The organism is Glutamicibacter sp. 363 (assembly GCF_052379505.1).
Taxonomy (GTDB): domain Bacteria; phylum Actinomycetota; class Actinomycetes; order Actinomycetales; family Micrococcaceae; genus Glutamicibacter.
Genome location: NZ_JBQSYR010000005.1, coordinates 41,087 through 59,838 on the forward strand (window position 1 = coordinate 41,087; position 18,752 = coordinate 59,838).

At 58.0% G+C, this 18,752-nt stretch carries 17 protein-coding genes and 1 riboswitch; of the genes, 10 read left to right on the plus strand and 7 right to left on the minus strand.

The window, feature by feature from the left end; genetic code table 11:
• Positions 1-151: 151 nt before the first annotated feature.
• Both sucC and sucD read left to right on the plus strand, forming a co-directional pair.
• The gene (gene sucC / locus ACT3UA_RS04365) at positions 152-1,324 is read left to right on the plus strand and encodes an ADP-forming succinate--CoA ligase subunit beta (protein ID WP_444615642.1); all 1,173 of its coding nucleotides are present in this window, start codon (positions 152-154) and stop codon (positions 1,322-1,324) included.
• A 16-nt stretch (positions 1,325-1,340) separates the two neighbouring features.
• Positions 1,341-2,243: a succinate--CoA ligase subunit alpha gene (gene sucD / locus ACT3UA_RS04370; RefSeq protein ID WP_096289183.1), complete on the plus strand. Its 903-nt coding sequence runs from the start codon at positions 1,341-1,343 to the stop codon at positions 2,241-2,243.
• 84 nt (positions 2,244-2,327) lie between these two features.
• Here the strand turns inward: sucD and ACT3UA_RS04375 are convergent, their stop codons facing one another.
• Together ACT3UA_RS04375 and ACT3UA_RS04380 are read right to left on the minus strand one after the other, a co-directional pair.
• Positions 2,328-2,645 (minus strand): hypothetical protein, encoded by a 318-nt coding sequence (locus tag ACT3UA_RS04375; RefSeq protein ID WP_096289181.1) that lies wholly within the window; start codon positions 2,643-2,645, stop codon positions 2,328-2,330.
• Positions 2,646-2,774: 129 nt separating this feature from the next.
• Complete coding sequence (locus ACT3UA_RS04380) at positions 2,775-6,125, minus strand: DEAD/DEAH box helicase (RefSeq protein WP_096289179.1); 3,351 nt, start codon at positions 6,123-6,125, stop codon at positions 2,775-2,777.
• Positions 6,126-6,212: 87 nt separating this feature from the next.
• On the opposite strand from ACT3UA_RS04380, the gene ACT3UA_RS04385 reads away from it, so the two are divergent.
• A complete protein-coding gene (locus ACT3UA_RS04385) occupies positions 6,213-7,391 on the plus strand; it encodes an LOG family protein (RefSeq protein WP_096289177.1) in 1,179 nt (392 codons plus the stop codon).
• 67 nt (positions 7,392-7,458) lie between these two features.
• Here the strand turns inward: ACT3UA_RS04385 and ACT3UA_RS04390 are convergent, their stop codons facing one another.
• The 3 genes from ACT3UA_RS04390 to ACT3UA_RS04400 form a co-directional block, all read right to left on the minus strand.
• The gene (locus ACT3UA_RS04390) at positions 7,459-8,562 is read right to left on the minus strand and encodes a VIT1/CCC1 transporter family protein (RefSeq protein ID WP_096289175.1); all 1,104 of its coding nucleotides are present in this window, start codon (positions 8,560-8,562) and stop codon (positions 7,459-7,461) included.
• A 62-nt stretch (positions 8,563-8,624) separates the two neighbouring features.
• On the minus strand, positions 8,625-8,891 hold the full coding sequence (locus ACT3UA_RS04395; protein WP_096289173.1) for a hypothetical protein: 267 nt from the start codon (positions 8,889-8,891) through the stop codon (positions 8,625-8,627).
• 18 nt (positions 8,892-8,909) lie between these two features.
• Positions 8,910-9,022, minus strand: a riboswitch (SAM riboswitch).
• A gap of 472 nt (positions 9,023-9,494) precedes the next feature.
• On the minus strand, positions 9,495-10,082 hold the full coding sequence (locus ACT3UA_RS04400; RefSeq protein WP_096289171.1) for a DinB family protein: 588 nt from the start codon (positions 10,080-10,082) through the stop codon (positions 9,495-9,497).
• 215 nt (positions 10,083-10,297) lie between these two features.
• Between ACT3UA_RS04400 and ACT3UA_RS04405 the strand changes: the two genes are divergently transcribed.
• The 5 genes from ACT3UA_RS04405 (at position 10,298) to ACT3UA_RS04425 (ending at position 15,300) form a co-directional block, all read left to right on the plus strand.
• Entirely contained in the window at positions 10,298-10,861 is a 564-nt protein-coding gene (locus ACT3UA_RS04405; RefSeq protein WP_096289169.1) for a helix-turn-helix domain-containing protein, read from the plus strand.
• 138 nt (positions 10,862-10,999) lie between these two features.
• Entirely contained in the window at positions 11,000-11,413 is a 414-nt protein-coding gene (locus ACT3UA_RS04410; protein ID WP_096289167.1) for a hypothetical protein, read from the plus strand.
• A 34-nt stretch (positions 11,414-11,447) separates the two neighbouring features.
• Positions 11,448-12,404 carry an ROK family protein gene (locus tag ACT3UA_RS04415; RefSeq protein ID WP_096289165.1) on the plus strand — a complete coding sequence of 319 codons (957 nt, stop codon included), beginning with the start codon at positions 11,448-11,450 and terminating at the stop codon, positions 12,402-12,404.
• A 236-nt stretch (positions 12,405-12,640) separates the two neighbouring features.
• A complete protein-coding gene (speB, locus tag ACT3UA_RS04420; RefSeq protein WP_096289163.1) occupies positions 12,641-13,627 on the plus strand; it encodes an agmatinase in 987 nt (328 codons plus the stop codon).
• The gene (locus ACT3UA_RS04425) at positions 13,627-15,300 is read left to right on the plus strand and encodes a thiamine pyrophosphate-binding protein (RefSeq protein ID WP_096289161.1); all 1,674 of its coding nucleotides are present in this window, start codon (positions 13,627-13,629) and stop codon (positions 15,298-15,300) included. Before speB ends, ACT3UA_RS04425 begins: the two co-directional genes overlap by 1 nt.
• A 46-nt stretch (positions 15,301-15,346) precedes the next feature.
• Here ACT3UA_RS04425 and ACT3UA_RS04430 read toward each other — a convergent pair whose 3' ends face one another.
• Together ACT3UA_RS04430 and ACT3UA_RS04435 are read right to left on the minus strand one after the other, a co-directional pair.
• Positions 15,347-15,559 (minus strand): hypothetical protein, encoded by a 213-nt coding sequence (locus ACT3UA_RS04430; RefSeq protein WP_141393624.1) that lies wholly within the window; start codon positions 15,557-15,559, stop codon positions 15,347-15,349.
• Positions 15,560-15,621: 62 nt separating this feature from the next.
• Positions 15,622-16,497: an inositol monophosphatase family protein gene (locus tag ACT3UA_RS04435; protein ID WP_255248542.1), complete on the minus strand. Its 876-nt coding sequence runs from the start codon at positions 16,495-16,497 to the stop codon at positions 15,622-15,624.
• Between the two features lie 275 nt (positions 16,498-16,772).
• Between ACT3UA_RS04435 and ACT3UA_RS04440 the strand changes: the two genes are divergently transcribed.
• Positions 16,773-17,492 carry a GntR family transcriptional regulator gene (locus tag ACT3UA_RS04440; protein ID WP_096289157.1) on the plus strand — a complete coding sequence of 240 codons (720 nt, stop codon included), beginning with the start codon at positions 16,773-16,775 and terminating at the stop codon, positions 17,490-17,492.
• A gap of 105 nt (positions 17,493-17,597) precedes the next feature.
• Positions 17,598-18,743, plus strand: coding sequence for a CaiB/BaiF CoA transferase family protein (locus ACT3UA_RS04445; protein ID WP_096289155.1), 1,146 nt, complete (start codon positions 17,598-17,600; stop codon positions 18,741-18,743).
• The last annotated feature ends 9 nt before the right edge of the window (positions 18,744-18,752 follow it).

Below are 18,752 nucleotides of genomic sequence, written 5' to 3' on the forward strand. Positions count from 1 at the left end.
TTGTAAAAGTAGGGATAGTCTGAGAGGTGCGCACGGCTACGGCGCCGTATGACTGCCGATAGTTACGTTGCGCTCTCTAGGGCGTGGCATGGATTTCGATTTATGGCCATGCCGCGAGTCAGCATGAACTTCGAACGAAGGACACAAACCCGTGGACCTGTATGAGTACCAGGCGCGCGATCTATTCGAGGCACACGGGGTTCCCGTGCTTGCCGGTATCGTCGCTTACACCCCGGAAGAAGCCAAGGCCGCAGCTGAGAAGATTGGCGGCGTTGTAGTAGTTAAGGCTCAGGTCAAGGTTGGTGGCCGCGGTAAGGCTGGCGGCGTTAAGGTTGCCAAGACCGCAGATGAGGCTTTCGAGCACGCTTCCAACATTCTCGGTATGGACATCAAGGGCCACACCGTCAACAAGGTCATGATCGCCCAGGGCGCCGACATTGCCGAGGAATTCTACTTCTCGGTACTGTTGGACCGTGCAAACCGTAACTACCTGGCCATGTGCTCGGTAGAAGGTGGCATGGAAATCGAGGTGCTCGCAGTCGAGCGTCCGGACGCACTGGCAAAGGTTTCCATTGACCCATTGGTAGGCATCGATGCTGCCAAGGCTGCTGAGATCGTCGCCGAGGCCAATTTCCCTGAAGAACTGCGCGCAAAGGTCGCAGATACCATCCAGAAGCTCTGGGTAGTTTTCAAGGAAGAAGACGCCACCCTCGTTGAGGTGAACCCACTGGTGAAGACCGGTGCCGGTGACATCGTTGCACTGGATGGCAAGGTTTCCCTTGACGAGAACGCTTCCGAGGTTCGCCACCCAGCTCACGAAGAGCTTGAGGACAAGGGCGCAGCCGACCCGCTGGAAGCAAAGGCAAAAGACGCAGGCCTGAACTACGTCAAGTTGGACGGCGAAGTAGGCATCATCGGCAACGGTGCAGGTCTAGTCATGTCCACCTTGGACGTTGTGGCCTATGCTGGCGAAAATCACGGCAACGTGAAGCCAGCTAACTTCCTAGACATCGGCGGTGGAGCCTCTGCCGAGGTCATGGCCAACGGCCTGGACGTCATCCTGAACGACCCCCAGGTCAAATCAGTCTTCGTGAATGTCTTCGGTGGCATCACCGCGTGTGACGCAGTCGCAAACGGCATCGTTGGCGCGCTGAACACTTTGGGCGATTCCGCCAACAAGCCTCTGGTTGTTCGCCTCGATGGCAACAACGTTGAAGAGGGTCGTCGTATCCTGGCCGATGCCAACCACCCATTGGTGACCCTGGCAGCAACCATGGATGAGGGCGCCGATAAGGCTGCCGAGCTCGCCAACGCAGCGAAGTAAGAGGGATAAGCGAACAATGAGCATTTACCTGAACAAGGACTCCAAGGTCATCGTCCAGGGCATCACCGGCGGCGAAGGCACCAAGCACACCGCCCTGATGCTCAAGGCTGGCACCAACATTGTCGGCGGCGTCAACGCCCGCAAGGCTGGCACCACCGTCACCCACGGTGACCAGGACATCAAGGTATACGGCACCGTGGCTGAGGCCAAGGCCGAGACCGGCGCAGACGTATCGATCGTCTTCGTGCCACCTAAGTTCACCAAGGACGCCGTCGTTGAAGCTATCGAGGCCGAGGTTGGCCTCGTCGTAGTCATCACCGAAGGTGTTCCAGTGCAGGACTCGGCCGAGTTCTGGGCGCTGGCGCAGTCGAAGGTTGACGCCGACGGAAACCAGATCACCCGGATCATCGGCCCTAACTGCCCAGGCATCATCACCCCAGGTGAAGCACTGGTCGGCATTACCCCGAACAACATCACCAAGAAGGGCCCAATCGGCTTGGTATCCAAGTCCGGCACCCTGACTTACCAGATGATGTTCGAACTGCGTGACCTGGGCTTCTCCACCGCCATCGGCATCGGCGGTGACCCAGTCATCGGTACCACCCATATCGACGCCCTGGCCGCTTTCGAAGCTGACCCAGAGACCAAGGCCATCGTGATGATCGGCGAGATCGGCGGCGACGCTGAAGAGCGCGCAGCCGACTACATCAAGGCCAACGTCACCAAGCCAGTTGTTGGCTACGTGGCTGGCTTCACCGCTCCTGAGGGCAAGACCATGGGCCACGCTGGCGCCATCGTCTCCGGCTCGGCAGGTACCGCTCAGGCCAAGAAGGAAGCTCTCGAAGCTGCTGGTGTGAAGGTAGGCAAGACTCCTTCGGAGGCTGCCGTCCTGTTGCGCGAAGTTTTCGCGGCTCTCTAAGCCTTAGGAAATTCGCAGACGCGAAAAAGCCCCATGGCATCGGTTTTCGATTCCGTGGGGCTTTACCTGTACTCGGACTATGTCCTAGCCGCGTAGGCCAGCAGCTGCGTCCGTGTCGACCCTCAAGAACGAGGAGCCGATGACCGCGAAAGCACCAGGTATCAATAGCATCCGGTGTTTTGGGTTATAGAAAATTTCCTCGAGCGGCGAAGCGATAACTCGCCGGACCTTTTCCAAGAGCCGCTCATTGTCCAGAGACAGACGCTCCTGCTCGGTTTCAATCACCACACGATCTCGTTCAGTGCTCACCGATGCGCTCATCCAGTCGTCACTCGGTGTACTCAGAGTCTCCGATTTAATCAGGGACACGGTTATAACCGCCTTCATCTTGCGTTGTGCCACCGGAGAAGACCTCCGGGGCTTGCCTCTTTGCCTGCGCTCAGTGTGGCAGAGAACACGCAACTAGACATATTGAATATAGCGCGATTCGCTGGTAAAAGCCCGTCAAACAGCGCAGATGTAATAAAGCTGTTATTCGAGCAGCCCGCGAATATCCTGAGCCGTCAAAGCCTTGGAGAATCCATCGGCTTCGTCCATAACCGTGGAGATCAGCTTCCGCTTGGACTCTTGGAGAGCAACAACCTTTTCTTCGATGGTGCCCTGGGCAATCATCCGGTAAACCATCACCTGGCGGGTTTGCCCGATTCGGTGGGTGCGGTCGATCGCCTGCGCTTCTACGGCAGGATTCCACCAAGGATCAAGTAAGAAGCAGTAGTCAGCTTCGGTCAAGTTCAAGCCAAAACCGCCGGCCTTCAACGAGATCAGGAACAGCGGTGCCTCCCCGTCCTTGAACTGCTCAATGACCTTCGCACGGTTGCGTGTGTTGCCGTCCAGATACACGTACGGAATACCTCGTGCTTCCAACTTTGCCGCAAGGACCTTTAAGTAGGAAGTGAATTGCGAGAATACCAAGGCTCGGTGCTGTTCGCTAAGCACATCCTCAAGCTGTTCGAAGAGTGCTTCCAACTTAGAGCCCGGGATCTCGGCAAGTTCCGGGTCAACCAGCGAAGGTTCCAATGCAAGCATGCGCAGATGGGTCAGCGACTGGAAAATCGTAAAGCGGTTGCGGTCCAGATCCTCAACAAGGTGCAAGATCTTCTGCCGCTCACGGTTCAGATGCGTGTCGTACACATGCTGGTGCTCTTCGCTCAGACGCACCAAGACCTGCTGTTCTTGCTTGGCGGGGAGATCCAAGACGACAGATTCCTTGGTGCGGCGCAGCATGAAAGGTTTCACGCGGCGCTGCAGCAACTTCAGGGTTTCCTTATCGCCTAGCACCTCAATGGGGCGGGCAAACTGGCGGTTGAACCGGCTGGTATTCATGAACAGCGATGGAGAAGTCAACGAAAGCAGCGCGCCGAGCTCGGCGAGGTTGTTCTCCATTGGCGTGCCGGTGACCGCCAGCTTGAAGTTCGTCTGGATATTCACCGCGCTGCGATGGGCCTTGGTCGAACGATTCTTCACGAATTGAGCCTCGTCCAGGATCAGGCCAGCGAATCGCTGGGATTCGTACATCTCATCGTTGAGCCGGAGCAGCGTGTAGGTGGTCAGGATGACGTCATAGTTGGCCACTAGTTCGTTCAGCTCGCGTTCGGAACCGAGGGTACCTTCAACGGTGATCACGCTCAGGCTCGGAGCGAACCGTTTGATCTCCATCTCCCAGTTGGAAACAACGGAGCTTGGAGCAACGACGAGGAAGGGAGCACTGTTCCGCTGAGCGGCCGGCAGCTGCGCCACATGCTTCGGGTCATCCCAGAGTTTGCGTGCGTGAAGCATTAACGCGATGGTTTGCAGGGTTTTTCCCAGTCCCATGTCGTCGGCAAGAATGCCGCCAAAACCGCCTCGGTACAGGCGCGCAAGCCATTGATAGCCCTCGATCTGATACGGGCGCAAGGTGGCATTGAGCGTATCGGGCACATCGGCCTCTTCACCTTCGGCCACACGCAGGAGCGAACGCATGCGCCCGATAAATAGGTCGGCGCCTTCGATTCCCTCGGCAAGCTCATCAAATTCATCGAAGAGCGAGACCTGGAAGACCGAGAGCTTCAGGTCGGCATCCTTGGGTTTGTCATTCAGCGCCTGAGCCTCATCGACCAGCGACTTCAGCTTGGCAAATAACGGGTGGTCCAGTGAGAACCAGGTGTTATCCGGAAGCTTGACCTTCATGGCACCGCTGGTGAGCGCCTCGAGAATGGTGGAGAACGGTACTTCATGGTCGCCTACGGCGATCAGCAAGCCCAAATCAAGCCAGTCGTTGCGTTCGTGGCTCACCGCGTTGATCTTCAGCCGTGGAAGTTCACGTAGCTGACGGTAAACCGGGCGGATGCCTTCTTCGGTGATCTTCATGACGGACAGGCCATGCAGGGCCGGCAGCAGCTCCGAAACAAATACAATCATATGCTCACCGGAGAAGAACTTCGAGTCCAGGTCGTGGTTGCTGGTGCCTGTGTGTCGCTCGAAGACGTCATTGACCGTGCTGCGCAAGGAATCTTCGGCCTGGGCGTCATAGACCTCGCGGTCGTTGGGCACTCCCGGGTAATGGATCTGGAAATCAATGGTGGCAGATTCCTTGATGCTGCCATCTTCCTTTTCCTCACGCATGAATTTCACCTCGGCGTGGACCATCGGCGGGGCAAGTGCGGGAAGTACCAGATCCTTGCTTATGCTGCGCAGATTGAAACGGCGCGCAAGGCGCGCGTACGAACCAGCGAAAAAGTCCTGCATTTGATCTTCGGGAACCTGCAAGGGTTCGCGATTCTGAAACCAGCGGCGGTGCTGAGCGGGAACTATCTCTTGACTTGGTGCCAACCAGATTTGTTCAGGTGCTTCCAACTCAACGTAGAACCCGTGGTCCGCGATCGTTCCACTGGGAGTCTCTGCGTTGAGTGTTAGGCCCTGACCTGCAATGTTCAAATGTCCAGCCACGGTGAGCGATTTGTCCTGCCCGAGGTCGGCGAGCAGCTCAAATCGGGACTGGCGGTCAATATTCACGCTGGTCTCATTGCGGGTGCTAATCAGTTCGATGCCAAGATCTTGAGCTTCGCCAAGCATTGGCCAGAGCAGATCCGAGGCATACTCATCGAGGAACAACCAGTCTTCGTCGACCTTAAACTGCAGCTGAGTGTTGCTTCGTGCTAGCGCAGCAAAACGGGTGAACCAATGGTGCTGATTGCGCAGCATATTCCAGCCGTAGGTCTTGAACGCAATGGTAGTCCAGCGCAGCTGTCCACGAACCCAGCGTCCCTCGGAATTGCGCACCATGGGGCGAACACCCAAACGGAAGCGTTTGTTGCGCGTCGGGTGGGGGACCGCTCCCGAAGGCATCCACTGCTGTTGCTGGGAGGTATTTTTCGAATCAAAGACCATGAATTGCAAGGCCATGGCCACGACCGGGTCATTTGGTGACCCTAATAGTCCGTCTGCGGGCCCCGGCTCGGGTTCTTCAAACCAGGTGTTCACTTGCTGGGACCAAGCGGTAACGGTCTTTTGCTCTTGAACGACCGCCGGGCGGGGCAGCTTGGCGATCTTATTGGCGGTGAGCGACAGCGCCGCGATATGCGGGCAGATCGAGCCTTTGTCGCAGCTGCAGTCCGAAGCGTCGATGGACCAGCCCGAAGCGCTGCGAATCACCGTGAGAGTGGGGGAGAACATCTGACCATCTTCGAGGACGGTACCCGAGATGACACTCGCAGTTTCATCAAAGGCGACGTCAGTCACTGATTCGTCGTTCTTGGCAAGTTGTTGCCCGAAGAAGAATGGAACGTCACCCAAGTACGCCAGTAGGTGCCTTGCGTCAATGAGTGGTGGCACAGAATCAGTCATCCTCTCATCGTTTCACGTTCGGGGCGTAGGTGAAAGTTGAGGACGCTAACTGTGAATAATCACTTGTGTTCAAGGTAGCGTAGATGCATGTCTCATGTGTGGCCTTATCTCCCCGCCAGAGCGGTCAATGTCACCACAATGGTTGAGTTCGACAGGCTGGCAGCCGAAGCCATCGAAACTCAAGCATCGCTTGCCCGAAACTGGCGCGTTCATCGGGTTGATCTTCGAACCAGGGACTCGGTTTTAAGCGCTCTGGACCTTGCCAACTGTCTTTTTATTGATTGCGTCTATTCCGATGCCGGACGTTCGCTCGTAGAAGCAACCGGCGGGCTATGCATGAGTACCGGAACGCAGCTGCCGTTCAATATTTATGAACGTGGGCTCTACTCCCCGCTAGAGCTCTATGCGGGGATCAAAGAAGCCCCCTACTCGCAGGTGCCCGACGCGCAGATCTATACCTATTCGCAAGCGAATTCTCCGGCTGAGTTTTCGCCCGATGACAGCACAATGGCAACGACTTTGCATGATCACCATATTGGTCAGGCGATGTTGAGCGCTGTTTACGATGGGGTATTTGCCAAGACGCCCATGATCGGGATCATGGGCGGGCACGCGGTAGCACGTGGCACGCAAGAATTCGCCGATGCAGTGCGGCTCGGTGCGATGCTAACCGGCCAAGGCTATTCGATTGTTACCGGTGGGGGACCAGGGGCCATGGAAGCGGCAAACGCCGGCGCGTGGCTTGCAGACTATGACAAAACGGCTACCGGCAGAGCCGTGGATATCCTCGCACAAGCTCCAGACGCGATCCGTCATCGGACTGCCTGGGCGCGTGCAGCATTGCGAGTGCGTGAAGAATACCCCAGCACGAGAAATTCAATGGGAGTGCCCACCTGGTTTTACGGCCATGAGCCACCAAACCTGTTTGCCACGCATATAGCAAAGTTTTTCACGAACTCGATTCGCGAAGCCATCCTGCTCGAACAGGCAAACGGCGGAATCATTGTGCTTCCCGGTGCTGCCGGGACAGTCCAGGAAATATTCCAAGACGCCTGCGAAAACTACTACGCGACCGGCGCTCGCGTCGCTCCCATTGTGTTGGTGGGCCGCGAGCATTGGACACGGAAGCTACCGGTCTGGCCTTTGCTGCAGGCGCTTGCCGCCGGGAGGGCCATGGAAAGCAGAATAGCTTTGGTGGACACCGTGCAAGAAGCCGTCGAATTCATTAAAACAATGACTCCATTGCGGCGCCGCACGCGGTTCTAACAACGATAGTGGCCGGTGCCTCAAGCTGTGTCATGTTGGGGCAACGGCCAGCAGTCTGCTTTTGGAGCTAAGCCACGGTGGTGCCGAAAAGCAAGCCCAAGCAGTAGGTTACAGCGGCCGCACCCAAGCCAATGGCCAGCTGACGCACGCCACGTTTGAGCGGGGACGCACCGGATAGCAGGCCAACGACGCCGCCGGTGAGCAGCAACGCGATGCTGACCAAAGCGACCGCCACGCTCACCGCAGCTAGCCCGGTGAGCCCAAAGATGTAGGGCAGGATCGGAATGACTGCGCCCGAAGCAAAGAACATGAACGAAGAAATGGCGGCTCCCGGTGCCGAACCAAGCTCCTCATGTTCGCGTTCCAGTTCCGCGCTGCGAACTTCTGGATGGAGTGAGAAGGAGGGGTTGCAATCGCAGGTAAACAGCCCCATGCGTTCTGCCGCGCGGTGTTCGGCGTCCTCATTGTTCATGCCACGTGCTTTGTAGATCAACACCAATTCATTGGCGTCAAGATCGAGGTCACGGGCGGCAGAAAGCGTGACTTGGGTAGGGCGCGACGCGGTGAGAAGCTCACGTTGGGAACGGACTGACACGAATTCCCCGGCAGCCATGGACAGCGCGCCGGCCAGCAGGCCGGCAATTCCGGAGAAGAGCACGAGGGACGAGGCCACACCGGTGGCGCCGATGCCCATGACCAAGGCCAGATTCGAAACGAGCCCGTCATTTGCGCCGAACACCGCGGCTCGGAAGTTGCCGGACAGCCGGGATCTGCCGGCCGTAGCCAAAGCACGGATGACTTCCTCATGCACTTGCTCATCCGCGGCCATTTGCGGCGCGGCATCCTGATCGGTGGCGTAAGGAGAGTTGCCTTCGGCACGCTGGGCCAGCGCCAAGACAAACACCGAACCGAAATGCCGGGCCATGAAACGCAACATGGTGCGCCGCATCGACGGACGGACCGGGCGCACGTGTTCACCGAGCTTAGCGCGCCAGTAATTTTCGTGGCGTTCTTCCGCTTCGGCTAGCCCACGGAGAATCTGGCGTTCTTGTCCGGTGCGCTTTTCGGCCAGTTCACGGTAGATCGCACCTTCGGCGACCTCATCGGCCATGTACTGGCGCCAGCGGCGGATCTGCGCCTTGGATGGTTCGGGAATTGAGGTTGGGGCCATCACGGGGATGAGTCTCCTGCGGCAGAATTGGATCATTCACGGGCAGATGATCCGGGTTAGGTTCAACCCCCTAGTTTAGTGAGTGAGTCGAGCACTGGGAATTTGGCAAGACTAAATACCTTAGCGGCGCCAGGGTTTTGCCCTCGGGCTGCCACGAATACCGAAAGTTCCTCGCGCTGCCTGTCGAAGCTCGGCGGACCCACGGTTCTGGCTAGCAATCGGGTGAGCAGGTGCGGGTCGGTGACGTAGTAGCTGACCCAGACTCCGCGAAGCGGAAACTGCACCTGGCCGGTTTGCAGGTCAATAATGGGAAGGACGTTTGAAGCCATAACTATCGTGGACCCTTAAAAGAGCTCTTGCCCGTAGCCGGTTGGAGTACGGACCGCTTCTTCATCCGAACCACCCATGAACCTGGGGTTGGTGTGCGGCCAGTCGGAGCTTGGCGCCGCATCTCGTGAAGCAACACCACGATGCTACACCCGTGGGCTGTCCGGATGCGTAGTGAGACGTCATACTCGGCTCTCGCGGGCCTCATGGGAAGCAGAGCCGAGCACCGGGAGGTGCACGGACCGCGCCCACAAGAACCCTGCGCTTGGCGCAGGCGAAGGTCGCCGGGCGGGGATCTGGACATCGGGCACTACCGGTGGCTGGCCCGGTGACCGATCTCCGGCAAGTGGCTCCCCTCCCGACCCGCCGTCGATGCCGCCAGGCCTGCCCGAGCCGCGCGGGAGTATCGCTGCGCAATATGCCGCTCAGGTCCAACGCCTCTGGTCCGTTGGGACCAACGCCAGGCTACGGACCGGCAGTTTCACCAGGTGGTGCTCCTAGTCGCTGGGCTCGGTCAGGGCCATCCGAGCTAGCGCGAGCCTATGCGGCCTGTTAGAGGCGGTGCCCTGCCAGAGCTATGAGCAAGATTTGGCGAAGAATCGTTGTTAGGACTGCTCGGCGATTCGCTGCAGCGAGGAGCGTTGTTCCTTCCATTGCTCAGCGCTGAATCCAGGGATATTTCTCGCCTGTTCGCGCAGTCCTACCTGTCCGTCGAGAAGCTCTCGAACGATATCGAGATGCCCGGCATGCCGGGAGGTCTCCGCGATCATATGAACAATAAGATGCTCCACGGTGGTATGCCGATGCACGGACCACCAGGGGACCTCTGCCGGGGATTCTAAGTTCAATTCGTCAAGCGCGTGTTCGGCAAATGCGATGGATTTTCGGTACAACGCGAGAACATCTTCTACCGAGAAGCTGGCCGGAGGCAGGAAGTCGATCTGCGGTTCATCGCTTTGCAGTAGTTGAAGCACATGCCGATCGTTGGGCACACGACCTAGGCACTCGCCGAAATAACCGTATTCGGTGATTGCTAGGTGGTAGATGACACCAAGCATGTGGGTTCCGGTATCCGTCATGGGGCGGCGGGCCAACTCCTCGGAGAGTCCCTGGCACTTCCAGAGCACGGTGTTGCGGGCCTCGTTCAAGTAGGTCCGAAGCCTCTTGGAGGACGGATTGCCAGCGGTATCCATGTGCCGAGTCTAGTTTCTTGGCGATTGAATAAACAGCGCCGGCGCATTGAGGGATTGGTTGCTGACTTCAGGACTGAAGCGTGAGCTCGGCGCAGTTCTCGTTGCCTATTGGTAAACTGACGCAGTGTAGGAACCTGAACCGGATTGGTTTAGCGGAATTGTAGGCCGGGTGCTGCCAATCTAGGGCTGCGCCGGTGTCAAAATGGTGGGAGAGCATGAAAACACTGCCCGTAGAGCCCACCGGCTCGTCGATTAATATCGGTGCCCGTTTGCGTGGGGTACGCCAAACCCGACGAATGACCATCGACCAGGTGGCTGAAATGTCCGGACTGACCAAGGGGTTCTTGTCTCGCGTGGAGCGAGACTTGACTAGCCCGTCGGTATCGACATTGCTTAGGCTCTGCGAAGTATTGGGCTTAGAAGTCGGGCAGCTCTTCTCTGTACCTGAAACCAAATTGGTCAGGTTGGAGCACGCACCGCGAATCGCCTTGGGCGGTCAGGGGATCACCGAACAGCTGGTCACTCCCCGCGCCGAGACCCGGGTGCAGATGATTAGGGCAGAGGTCGCGCCGCAGGGCTCGGGGGAGGCCGAGCTGTATTCGGTGGATTGCAAGGTGGAAGTTCTGCACGTGATTTCCGGAGAATTTACCTTGGTTCTGCCCGAGGACCGCATTGAACTGCAAGCGGGCGATACGGTAACCTTCCCGGGCCGTGAGCCGCACAGTTGGGAAAATACTTCGGACCGGACCGCCGTAGTGACCTGGACGCTGTTGCTCTGACCAAAACCGCATTGCGCTTTTGAAGGGCTTGCGCGTTTTCCGTCCGTGCCGGGTTTCGGCCGGGCAAAGCCCAAAGCGTATCCTTGACATAGCGTCAACAACTTTTCTCGACGCCGATAAATAACCGAAGGGAGCTCCGTGACGGAAAGCGAGCCACGGGCTGAACTGGTCGAACTGCGCTCCGCGAGCTGGTGGATGTCTGCAATTCTCGGTGTCTTAATTGGTGTGACCATGACATTGATCCGCACTCAACGTTATTTTTTCATCGCCGGGGCGGCGATTCTGGCGGGGGTCATCCTGGTCATCGGCTTACGCACTATTCACCGCCGTTCTCAATACCCGCAGATGGCACAGGCGAAAACCTCTTGGGTATATGCGGTGTGGACGCTGGTGCTACTAGTGCTTGCGGGGCCTGTCCAGCTGGTTTACGTGGCGGATGAACTCGACGAGATTGCAATTAAGTCCTTCGTGCTTTCGGCAGGTTTCTGTTTTGGGTTCCATGAGGTGGACCGGGCATTGGTAGCGAGCAGCAAGAAGTCCTTCGAAAGCTAGCTGCTGAACTACACGCACGCATTGGAAGGGTGAAATGTCTACCGAAAACCTTGCGGTCGGCATAGACATCGGCGGGACGAAGATCGCCGGCGGCGTGGTCGATGGCCACGGCCGGATTCTTCGCCGGAGCTTCCGCCCTACTCCGGGCCGGAGCGCAGCATTGACCGAAGATTCTATTGCCGAGGTAGTCAGCGAGCTCAGCGACGGGGATACTCATATGCCCGTGGGTGTCGGGGCCGCCGGCTGGATTAACCGAAGTGGTTCGCATGTCCTCTTCTCCCCGCATCTTGCATGGCGTGATGAGCCGGTGCGTGAACGCCTCGAATCGAAGATGAACCGCAAGGTCGTCCTGAATAATGATGCCGACGCCGCGGGGTGGGCCGAGCATCGTTTCGGGGCGGCACGAGGCGAGGAGCTGAGCGTCTGCCTGACCCTTGGCACGGGTATCGGCGGCGCCATCATGTTCGGCAACAGTATTCTGCGCGGCAGTTTCGGCGTCGCCGGGGAGTTCGGGCACCAGACTTTGGTGGTGGACGGCCACCGTTGCCCGTGCGGAAATCGAGGGTGCTGGGAACAATACGCGTCGGCCAACGCACTGGGACGTGAAGGGGCAGAGCTTGTCCGGCTGGATTCTCCGCGGGCATATAGTTTGCGTGAAGCCTGCCAAGCGGACCCCGGCAAGGTGAGCGGAGCGATGGTGACGGCGCTGGCGGTCAATGGCGACCCTGCCTGCATGGAGCTCATCGAAGAGATGGGTCGATGGCTCGGGAGGGGAATTTCGAATCTTGCGGCTGTGCTGGATCCTGGCGTCGTGGTCATCGGCGGGGGGCTAGGGTCTGCTTCCACTTCCCTGGTCGAACAGGCGGAGGCCTCCTACCGGCAGCTGCTGCCGGGGCGAGGCTACCGGCCGTTTGCTCGCATCGTACGAGCCGAGCTTGGCTCCGATGCCGGGCTGATCGGTGCTGCGGACTTGGCCCGGTGGCACGGGTGACCCGCTGCCTGCGACTACGCGCTATTCGCTTCATCGCATTTTCATGTTCCAAATCAGAGACCTGATCCCGCAACCCAATTGGTGTTGCGGGATCGCTGTTTTAACCAGCAGAACCGGTTTTTTGTGGCTTCCTTGGTGATTGCACCTTGACGGTCAGCGCACCGATAAATAGCATGGGAGGAAACTCATGTTTCATATTAGGCAACTCTTGTCGAGTGTGCCGGGAAGAAGCGCTCATGAAAGAAGTCCGGATCGAAGAAAATGGGAACATTGGACCCATCAATGCCGCGGTAATTCCGCGCTATGCCGGAGGCGGAACCTATGCACGGCTTCCGCGGCTGGACCAAGTCCAGAAATCCGATATCAAGATCGTCGGTGTGCCTTTTGACTCCGGTGTTTCCTACCGTTCCGGCGCACGCTTTGGAGCAAACCACGTCCGTGAGTCCTCACGGTTGATCCGCCCATACAACCCGGCCACCGAGGTTTCCCCCTTCGCCTTGAGCCAGGTTTCCGACGCCGGTGACATGGCGGTCAACCCGTTCAACATCAACGAGGCCATCGAGACCATCGAGCACAATGCGCTGGAACTGACCGAAGACGGCTCAACGCTGGTGACCATCGGTGGCGACCACACCATCGCATTGCCCTTGTTGCGTGCGGCCTCGCAACGCGCTGGTGCGCCGGTAGCGATGCTGCATTTCGACGCCCACCTGGATACCTGGGACACCTACTTCGGAGCCGAATACACCCATGGAACCCCATTCCGCCGAGCGGTCGAGGAAGGCATTCTCGATACCGAGGCGATCTGCCATGTAGGAACCCGAGGCCCGCTCTACGGTAAAAAAGACCTCGAAGACGACAAACGCTTCGGGTTCGGCATCGTCACCAGCTCAGATGTCTACTATCAGGGCGCAAAAGAGATCGTTGCAAAACTTCGCGACCGCATCGGCAACCGTCCACTGTACATTTCGGTCGATATCGACGTGCTGGATCCGGCGCACGCACCGGGCACCGGCACCCCGGAAGCAGGCGGCATCACCAGCCGCGAACTGCTAGAAATCTTGCGCGGCTTGCGCGGGTTGAAAATCGTGGGAGCCGATATCGTGGAGGTGGCACCGGCATACGATCATGCGGAGCTAACCGGCGTAGCTGCCTCACATGTCACCTATGACCTGATCAGCCTGATCAGCGAATACCGCCAGCTGAACGGACAGAACAACTAATGGGCAACGAAGTACAACGTAACGGTGGAGATCTCGTCGTTGAGACGCTGACAGCGCTCGGCGCGAAAACGGTCTTCGGCATTCCAGGGCAACATGCGCTGGGGCTGTTCGACGCACTCTCACGCTCCAATCTGCAATTCATTTCTTCCCGGGTAGAAAACAACTCGGCCTTCGCCGCCGACGGCTACAGCAGGGCCACTGGAGAGGTCGGAGTGCTTTTCCTCTCTACCGGCCCGGGAGCGCTGACCGCCCTCGCCGGATTGCAGGAAGCCTATGCCACCGGCGTGCCCATGGTGGTGGTTGCGAGCCAGATTCCTTTGGATGGACTGGGCGCTCGCCGAAAAGGCATGCTGCACCAGCTCGATGACCAGAAGGCCTCGGCCGCAAACGTCACCAAGTTCCAGCAGACGGTGCACCACGCCTCGGGTATTCCCTCGGCGATCCAAGATGCCTGGGCGCAGGCGATCACCGTGCCGATGGGACCGGTCTGGATCGAGGTTCCGCAGGATGTCTTGCTGGCATCGGTGCTCATTCCTCCGGTGCATGATGCCCTTGCCGAAGCCTACGATCATCCACCACGTGTGGAATTGATCGATGAAGCGGTTCGCTGGCTTTCGGAAGCAAAGAGGCCGGTGGTTGTTGCAGGCGGAGGTGTCCGTCGTGCCCAGGCCGAAAACGAATTGCTGGAGGTGGCCGAAAAGCTCAATGCCCCGGTGCTTTGCACCCCGGGAGGCAATGGCGCATTCCCGTGGGATCACGAATTGTCATTGCAATCTTGGGTGGAGGATCGGCATGTCACCGAAGTTCTCGAAGATGCTGACGTATTGGTGGTCGTGGGCTCAGCGCTCGGCGAAGTCTCCAGCAATTATTTCTCCCTCGCACCTCGTGGGCACATAATCCAAATTGATGCCGAACCGCGCGTCCTTGAGTCAAATACGCCAGCATTGGGTATCCGAGCGGATGCCAAGGCCGCGTTGCAGTTCCTAACTTCGAAGCTTAAGGAAGTAAGCCTGCCTAACGCGCCAGATTGGCATGGGCAGAGCCCGACTCAAGTCGTCACCCAGACCTTGGCAAAGGTGCAGGCACGGCTGGCGGAGCAGGGCCTGGACCATGAACGAAGGTTCATGGCTGATATCCGCGAGGCGGTGCCCGCGAAAATGCAGACCTTCTGGGATATGACCATTGCGGCTTATTGGGGTTGGAGTTGCTGGGATTCGCGCCAGGGAGAATTCCATTCGGCGCAGGGTGCCGGTGGACTAGGTTTCGGTTTCCCCTCGGCCATTGGAGGTTCCATCGGGTTGCAGATCGAGGGAGCTACGCCCGAGCAAGCGCGAGTGCTCGCGGTCTCGGGTGATGGCTCGTCGATGTATTCCATTGCAGAATTAGCCACGGCAAAACAGCACAACGTGCCGGTCACTTGGCTGATCGTTGACGACGGTGGTTACGGAATTCTGCGTGAATACATGGAAGGGGCCTTTGGCAAGGCAACGGCCACCGAGCTGGAACGCCCGGATTTCGTTGCCTTAGCCCAGGCTTTCGGAGTTCCTGCGCGACTGGTCGAAGCAGACCAGATCGGTGACGCGTTACGCGAGTCATTCGCCGGAGAAGGCCCAAATGTCATCGTAGTTCAGACGCTCTTACGCATGTTCGCCCCGACGCATTTAGGCGAGTAAGGCATAGCTTCGGCGCCCTTCAAAGGGGGCGCCGAAGTGACTCTTGTTAGTGCGTGAAGTGGTAAACCACGCCAAACATTAATGTGGAGAAGCCCAGGCTGATGCCTATGAGCAGTGGCACCCAGTCTAGAGACTGGCTTGCCAACATCACTGCGAAGATACCGAAGAGCAACATGGCTCCGATTCCTCCGATGATCAACCCTCCGCCACCATGATGCTGCACGGCGGAATGTGCAGTTCGTTGGATACGTGGTGTCATGCACTCATGGTACGACCGAAGCCAAGCAATCTGTGGTGCACCGGATGAGAATCTGGGTATTGTCAGATTTGTTTGACTTGGCTCTGGCTTCTCAACTGATGAACCCGCGAGGCTGATCGAGCCAACGACTCGTAGTCGGCGCCTGGGCCTTGGGCGATGAAACCCTCGCAGAGATGGTCAGCGGCCACCTGCTTGCCGAAAGCCAAGCCTCGGTAACTGCCGCCGGACATTCGAATCAGGTGCGCTCCCGCGGCCACGTCCCAAGGCTTCGTATCGAACCCCACGCTTGCATCGCACCAGCCAGCGGCCACATGAGCGAGCCCGAGAGCGGCAGAAACTTTGCGCCGCACGGTGGCGAAGTCCTGAATCCACTGCCCAAAGAGCTCAAGCGCCAATGGGCCGTCCTTATGCATGGACTCGGCTCCCGGGTAATCTGTCATCAAGTTTGCGCGTGCTTGTTCAGGTCGATTGCCTGGGCTCAACAATTCCCCATTGTGATAGGCAGCCTGATAATTGGCACTGAACTGATCTCCGGAGATCGGGTCGACTATTGCTGCTGCGACCAATTCGTTGTCAATTGCCGCGGCAATTGAAATACAGAAGAACGCGACGCCGTGAACGAAATTACTGGTTCCGTCTATCGGGTCCACAATCCATTGCACTTCGGTCGGGGTAGCTATGCCTGAGTCCGCGGCTATGTCCTCTTCGCCGAGTACCCAAGACTTTGGGAAGGCCTCGCGTAGCGATTGGGTAATGATCTCTTGGCTTTGCCGGTCTATATCGGTGACGAGATCATGGGCGTTCGTTTTTTCTTCGGCTCCGACGCTTCCGCGGAACGCCTCACGAACTCGTGGTGCCGCCTTGAGCGCAGCAATCAGTGCTGCCTGACGCAGTGATTCGGCCAGAGCTTGTCGGGCGGGGGTCATCTGAGCATTCACAGTTCAACCCTATCTTGGTGTTCTAAGTGCACCTTAATCTTATTGACTGAGAACGCTGGCAGAAGAGCGAAGTCTGTAAGGAAGCATTCGGGAACCAAAGTAAGTCCGAGGCCCAACAGCGTTCAAAACCGCAGGAACTCAGGAGCATGATGGCCTGGGGTGCCGCGGTATTGGCGAACGCCGGCGCCGGAATCCGCGAGGTACGAAACCTCGTAGTGCAAAAGTGTTGCGGGGCGCTCAGCGCCCGCGTTGACAGGGGAAGATAGACTTCAAATATGAGTAGCATGCAACCGATCTCGCCCAAAGAATCGTTGACCGAGCAAGTCACCACCAAGATCCGCGCTGCTATCGTGTCCGGCGAAATGACCCCGGACAACCATTATTCGGCAATTGCTATCTCCGAAAAGCTCGGAGTTTCACGCACGCCGGTCCGCGAAGCGCTGCAGCTACTAGAAAAAGAGGGCATCGTGACCGTCGCGAAAAATCGTGGCGTGCGCGTGAACCAGATTTCGCTAGACGACATCGTGGAGGTATTTCAGGTCCGGCTGATCATCGAGCCACCTGCAGCCGCACGAGCGGTGCTCAACGCTAGCGAGGGAGACCTCGAAACGCTTCGTGAGCTACACCGTGAAATGCTTAAGGTGGGGCAGACCGGGGACGGGCGGGCAACGCTGGAGGCAGATAAAAAGTTCCACCTCTATCTGCTAGGCCTGGCAAACAACGCCAAGCTTGACGGCATCGTGGGGGAGCTGCGCAATCTGGTGCTCGCGCACGGACAGGTAACGATTCCTCAGGCAAGAACCAGCCAGGACCTGGCCGGCGATCGCGATGAATTGATGAAGTCCATCTTGGAACGCGACCCATCTGGCGCGGCTACTGCGATGCGCAACCACGTGCTTCGTACTGCGCAGATGCTCGTGACGGCTGTCTGCGCGCGGACCCCGGGACTTGAGGCCGAACGCTATTTGACGCGCTTGGATGAATTGATCTTTTAAAGCCATAAACATATAGCGGTGGTCTTGAACACCGAGGCCACTTGCCATACAGTTGCATGCAACATGTAACAACGTTTTTTCGATGACGAGAACGTAGGTAATCCGATGGCTCAACCAATGCAGGGAATCAAGGTCATTGACCTCTCCCGCATCCTCGCCGGTCCGTTATGCACCATGACATTGGCCGATTTTGGCGCCGAAGTGCTGAAAGTTGAAAGCCGAGACGGAGATGAAACCAGGGCCTGGTTGCCGCCGGTCACCGAAGACGGGGTAAGTACCTACTATTCGGCAGTGAACCGCAATAAGCAGGCAATCGTTGTAGATTTCAACAACTCCGCGGAACTAACCGAGCTGCGCGAGATCATCCGAGATGCCGACGTTGTCGTGGAAAATTTTCGTCCGGGCGTGCTCGCCAAGTTCGGCCTGGACTACGAGTCCTTGAGAGCATCGAATCCTGCGTTGGTCTACTGCTCAATTTCGGGATTTGGCGATGGGCTCGGCGCCTCGCTGCCCGGCTTCGATCTCCTGGTTCAAGCGGTCGGAGGCCTGATGAGCATCACCGGTGAGTCCGAGGGAACGCCAAGCAAGGTGGGAGTGGCGCTGGTTGATGTCCTCGCGGCACAGAACGCCACGACGGGAATACTCTTGGCGCTTCGGGAACGGGATATTAGCGGGCAGGGGCAAAATGTAGGAATCTCATTGATGACCTCCCTGCTGGCGGGATTGACTAATCAAGCTAGCAGCACCGCGGTTACCGGTAATCCGCCACCGCGTTTGGGGAACGCACATCCAAGTATTGCTCCCTATGAAACCTTCGCAACTTCTGATGGTGTCATGGTGATCGCGGTGGGAAACAACCGCCAGTTCACCGCCCTTGGCACAGAGCTGGGGCTGACCGACCTGCCGCAAGATCCACGGTTCGCAGACAATCTTTCGCGTGTGCAACACCGGCAGGAACTCAAAGACCTGATCGAAGAAGTCACCAGGCAAGGATCGGCGGCCCAGTGGACAAATCGACTCATGGAGGTCGGAGTACCTGCAGGAAAGGTTAACTCGGTTCTTGAAGCCTTGGAGTTCGCCGACGAGCTAGGACTGGAACCGGTGGTAACGATCAACGATCTAAAAACCGGACGAAGCTCCCGGCAAATTGCCAACCCGATCGTCCTGTCCCGAACTAAGCCCACATATCGGCTAGTGCCCCCGGCCTTGGGTGAACACCAGCATATCTTCCTCAGCACCACCAGCCTCTAAAGGAGACAG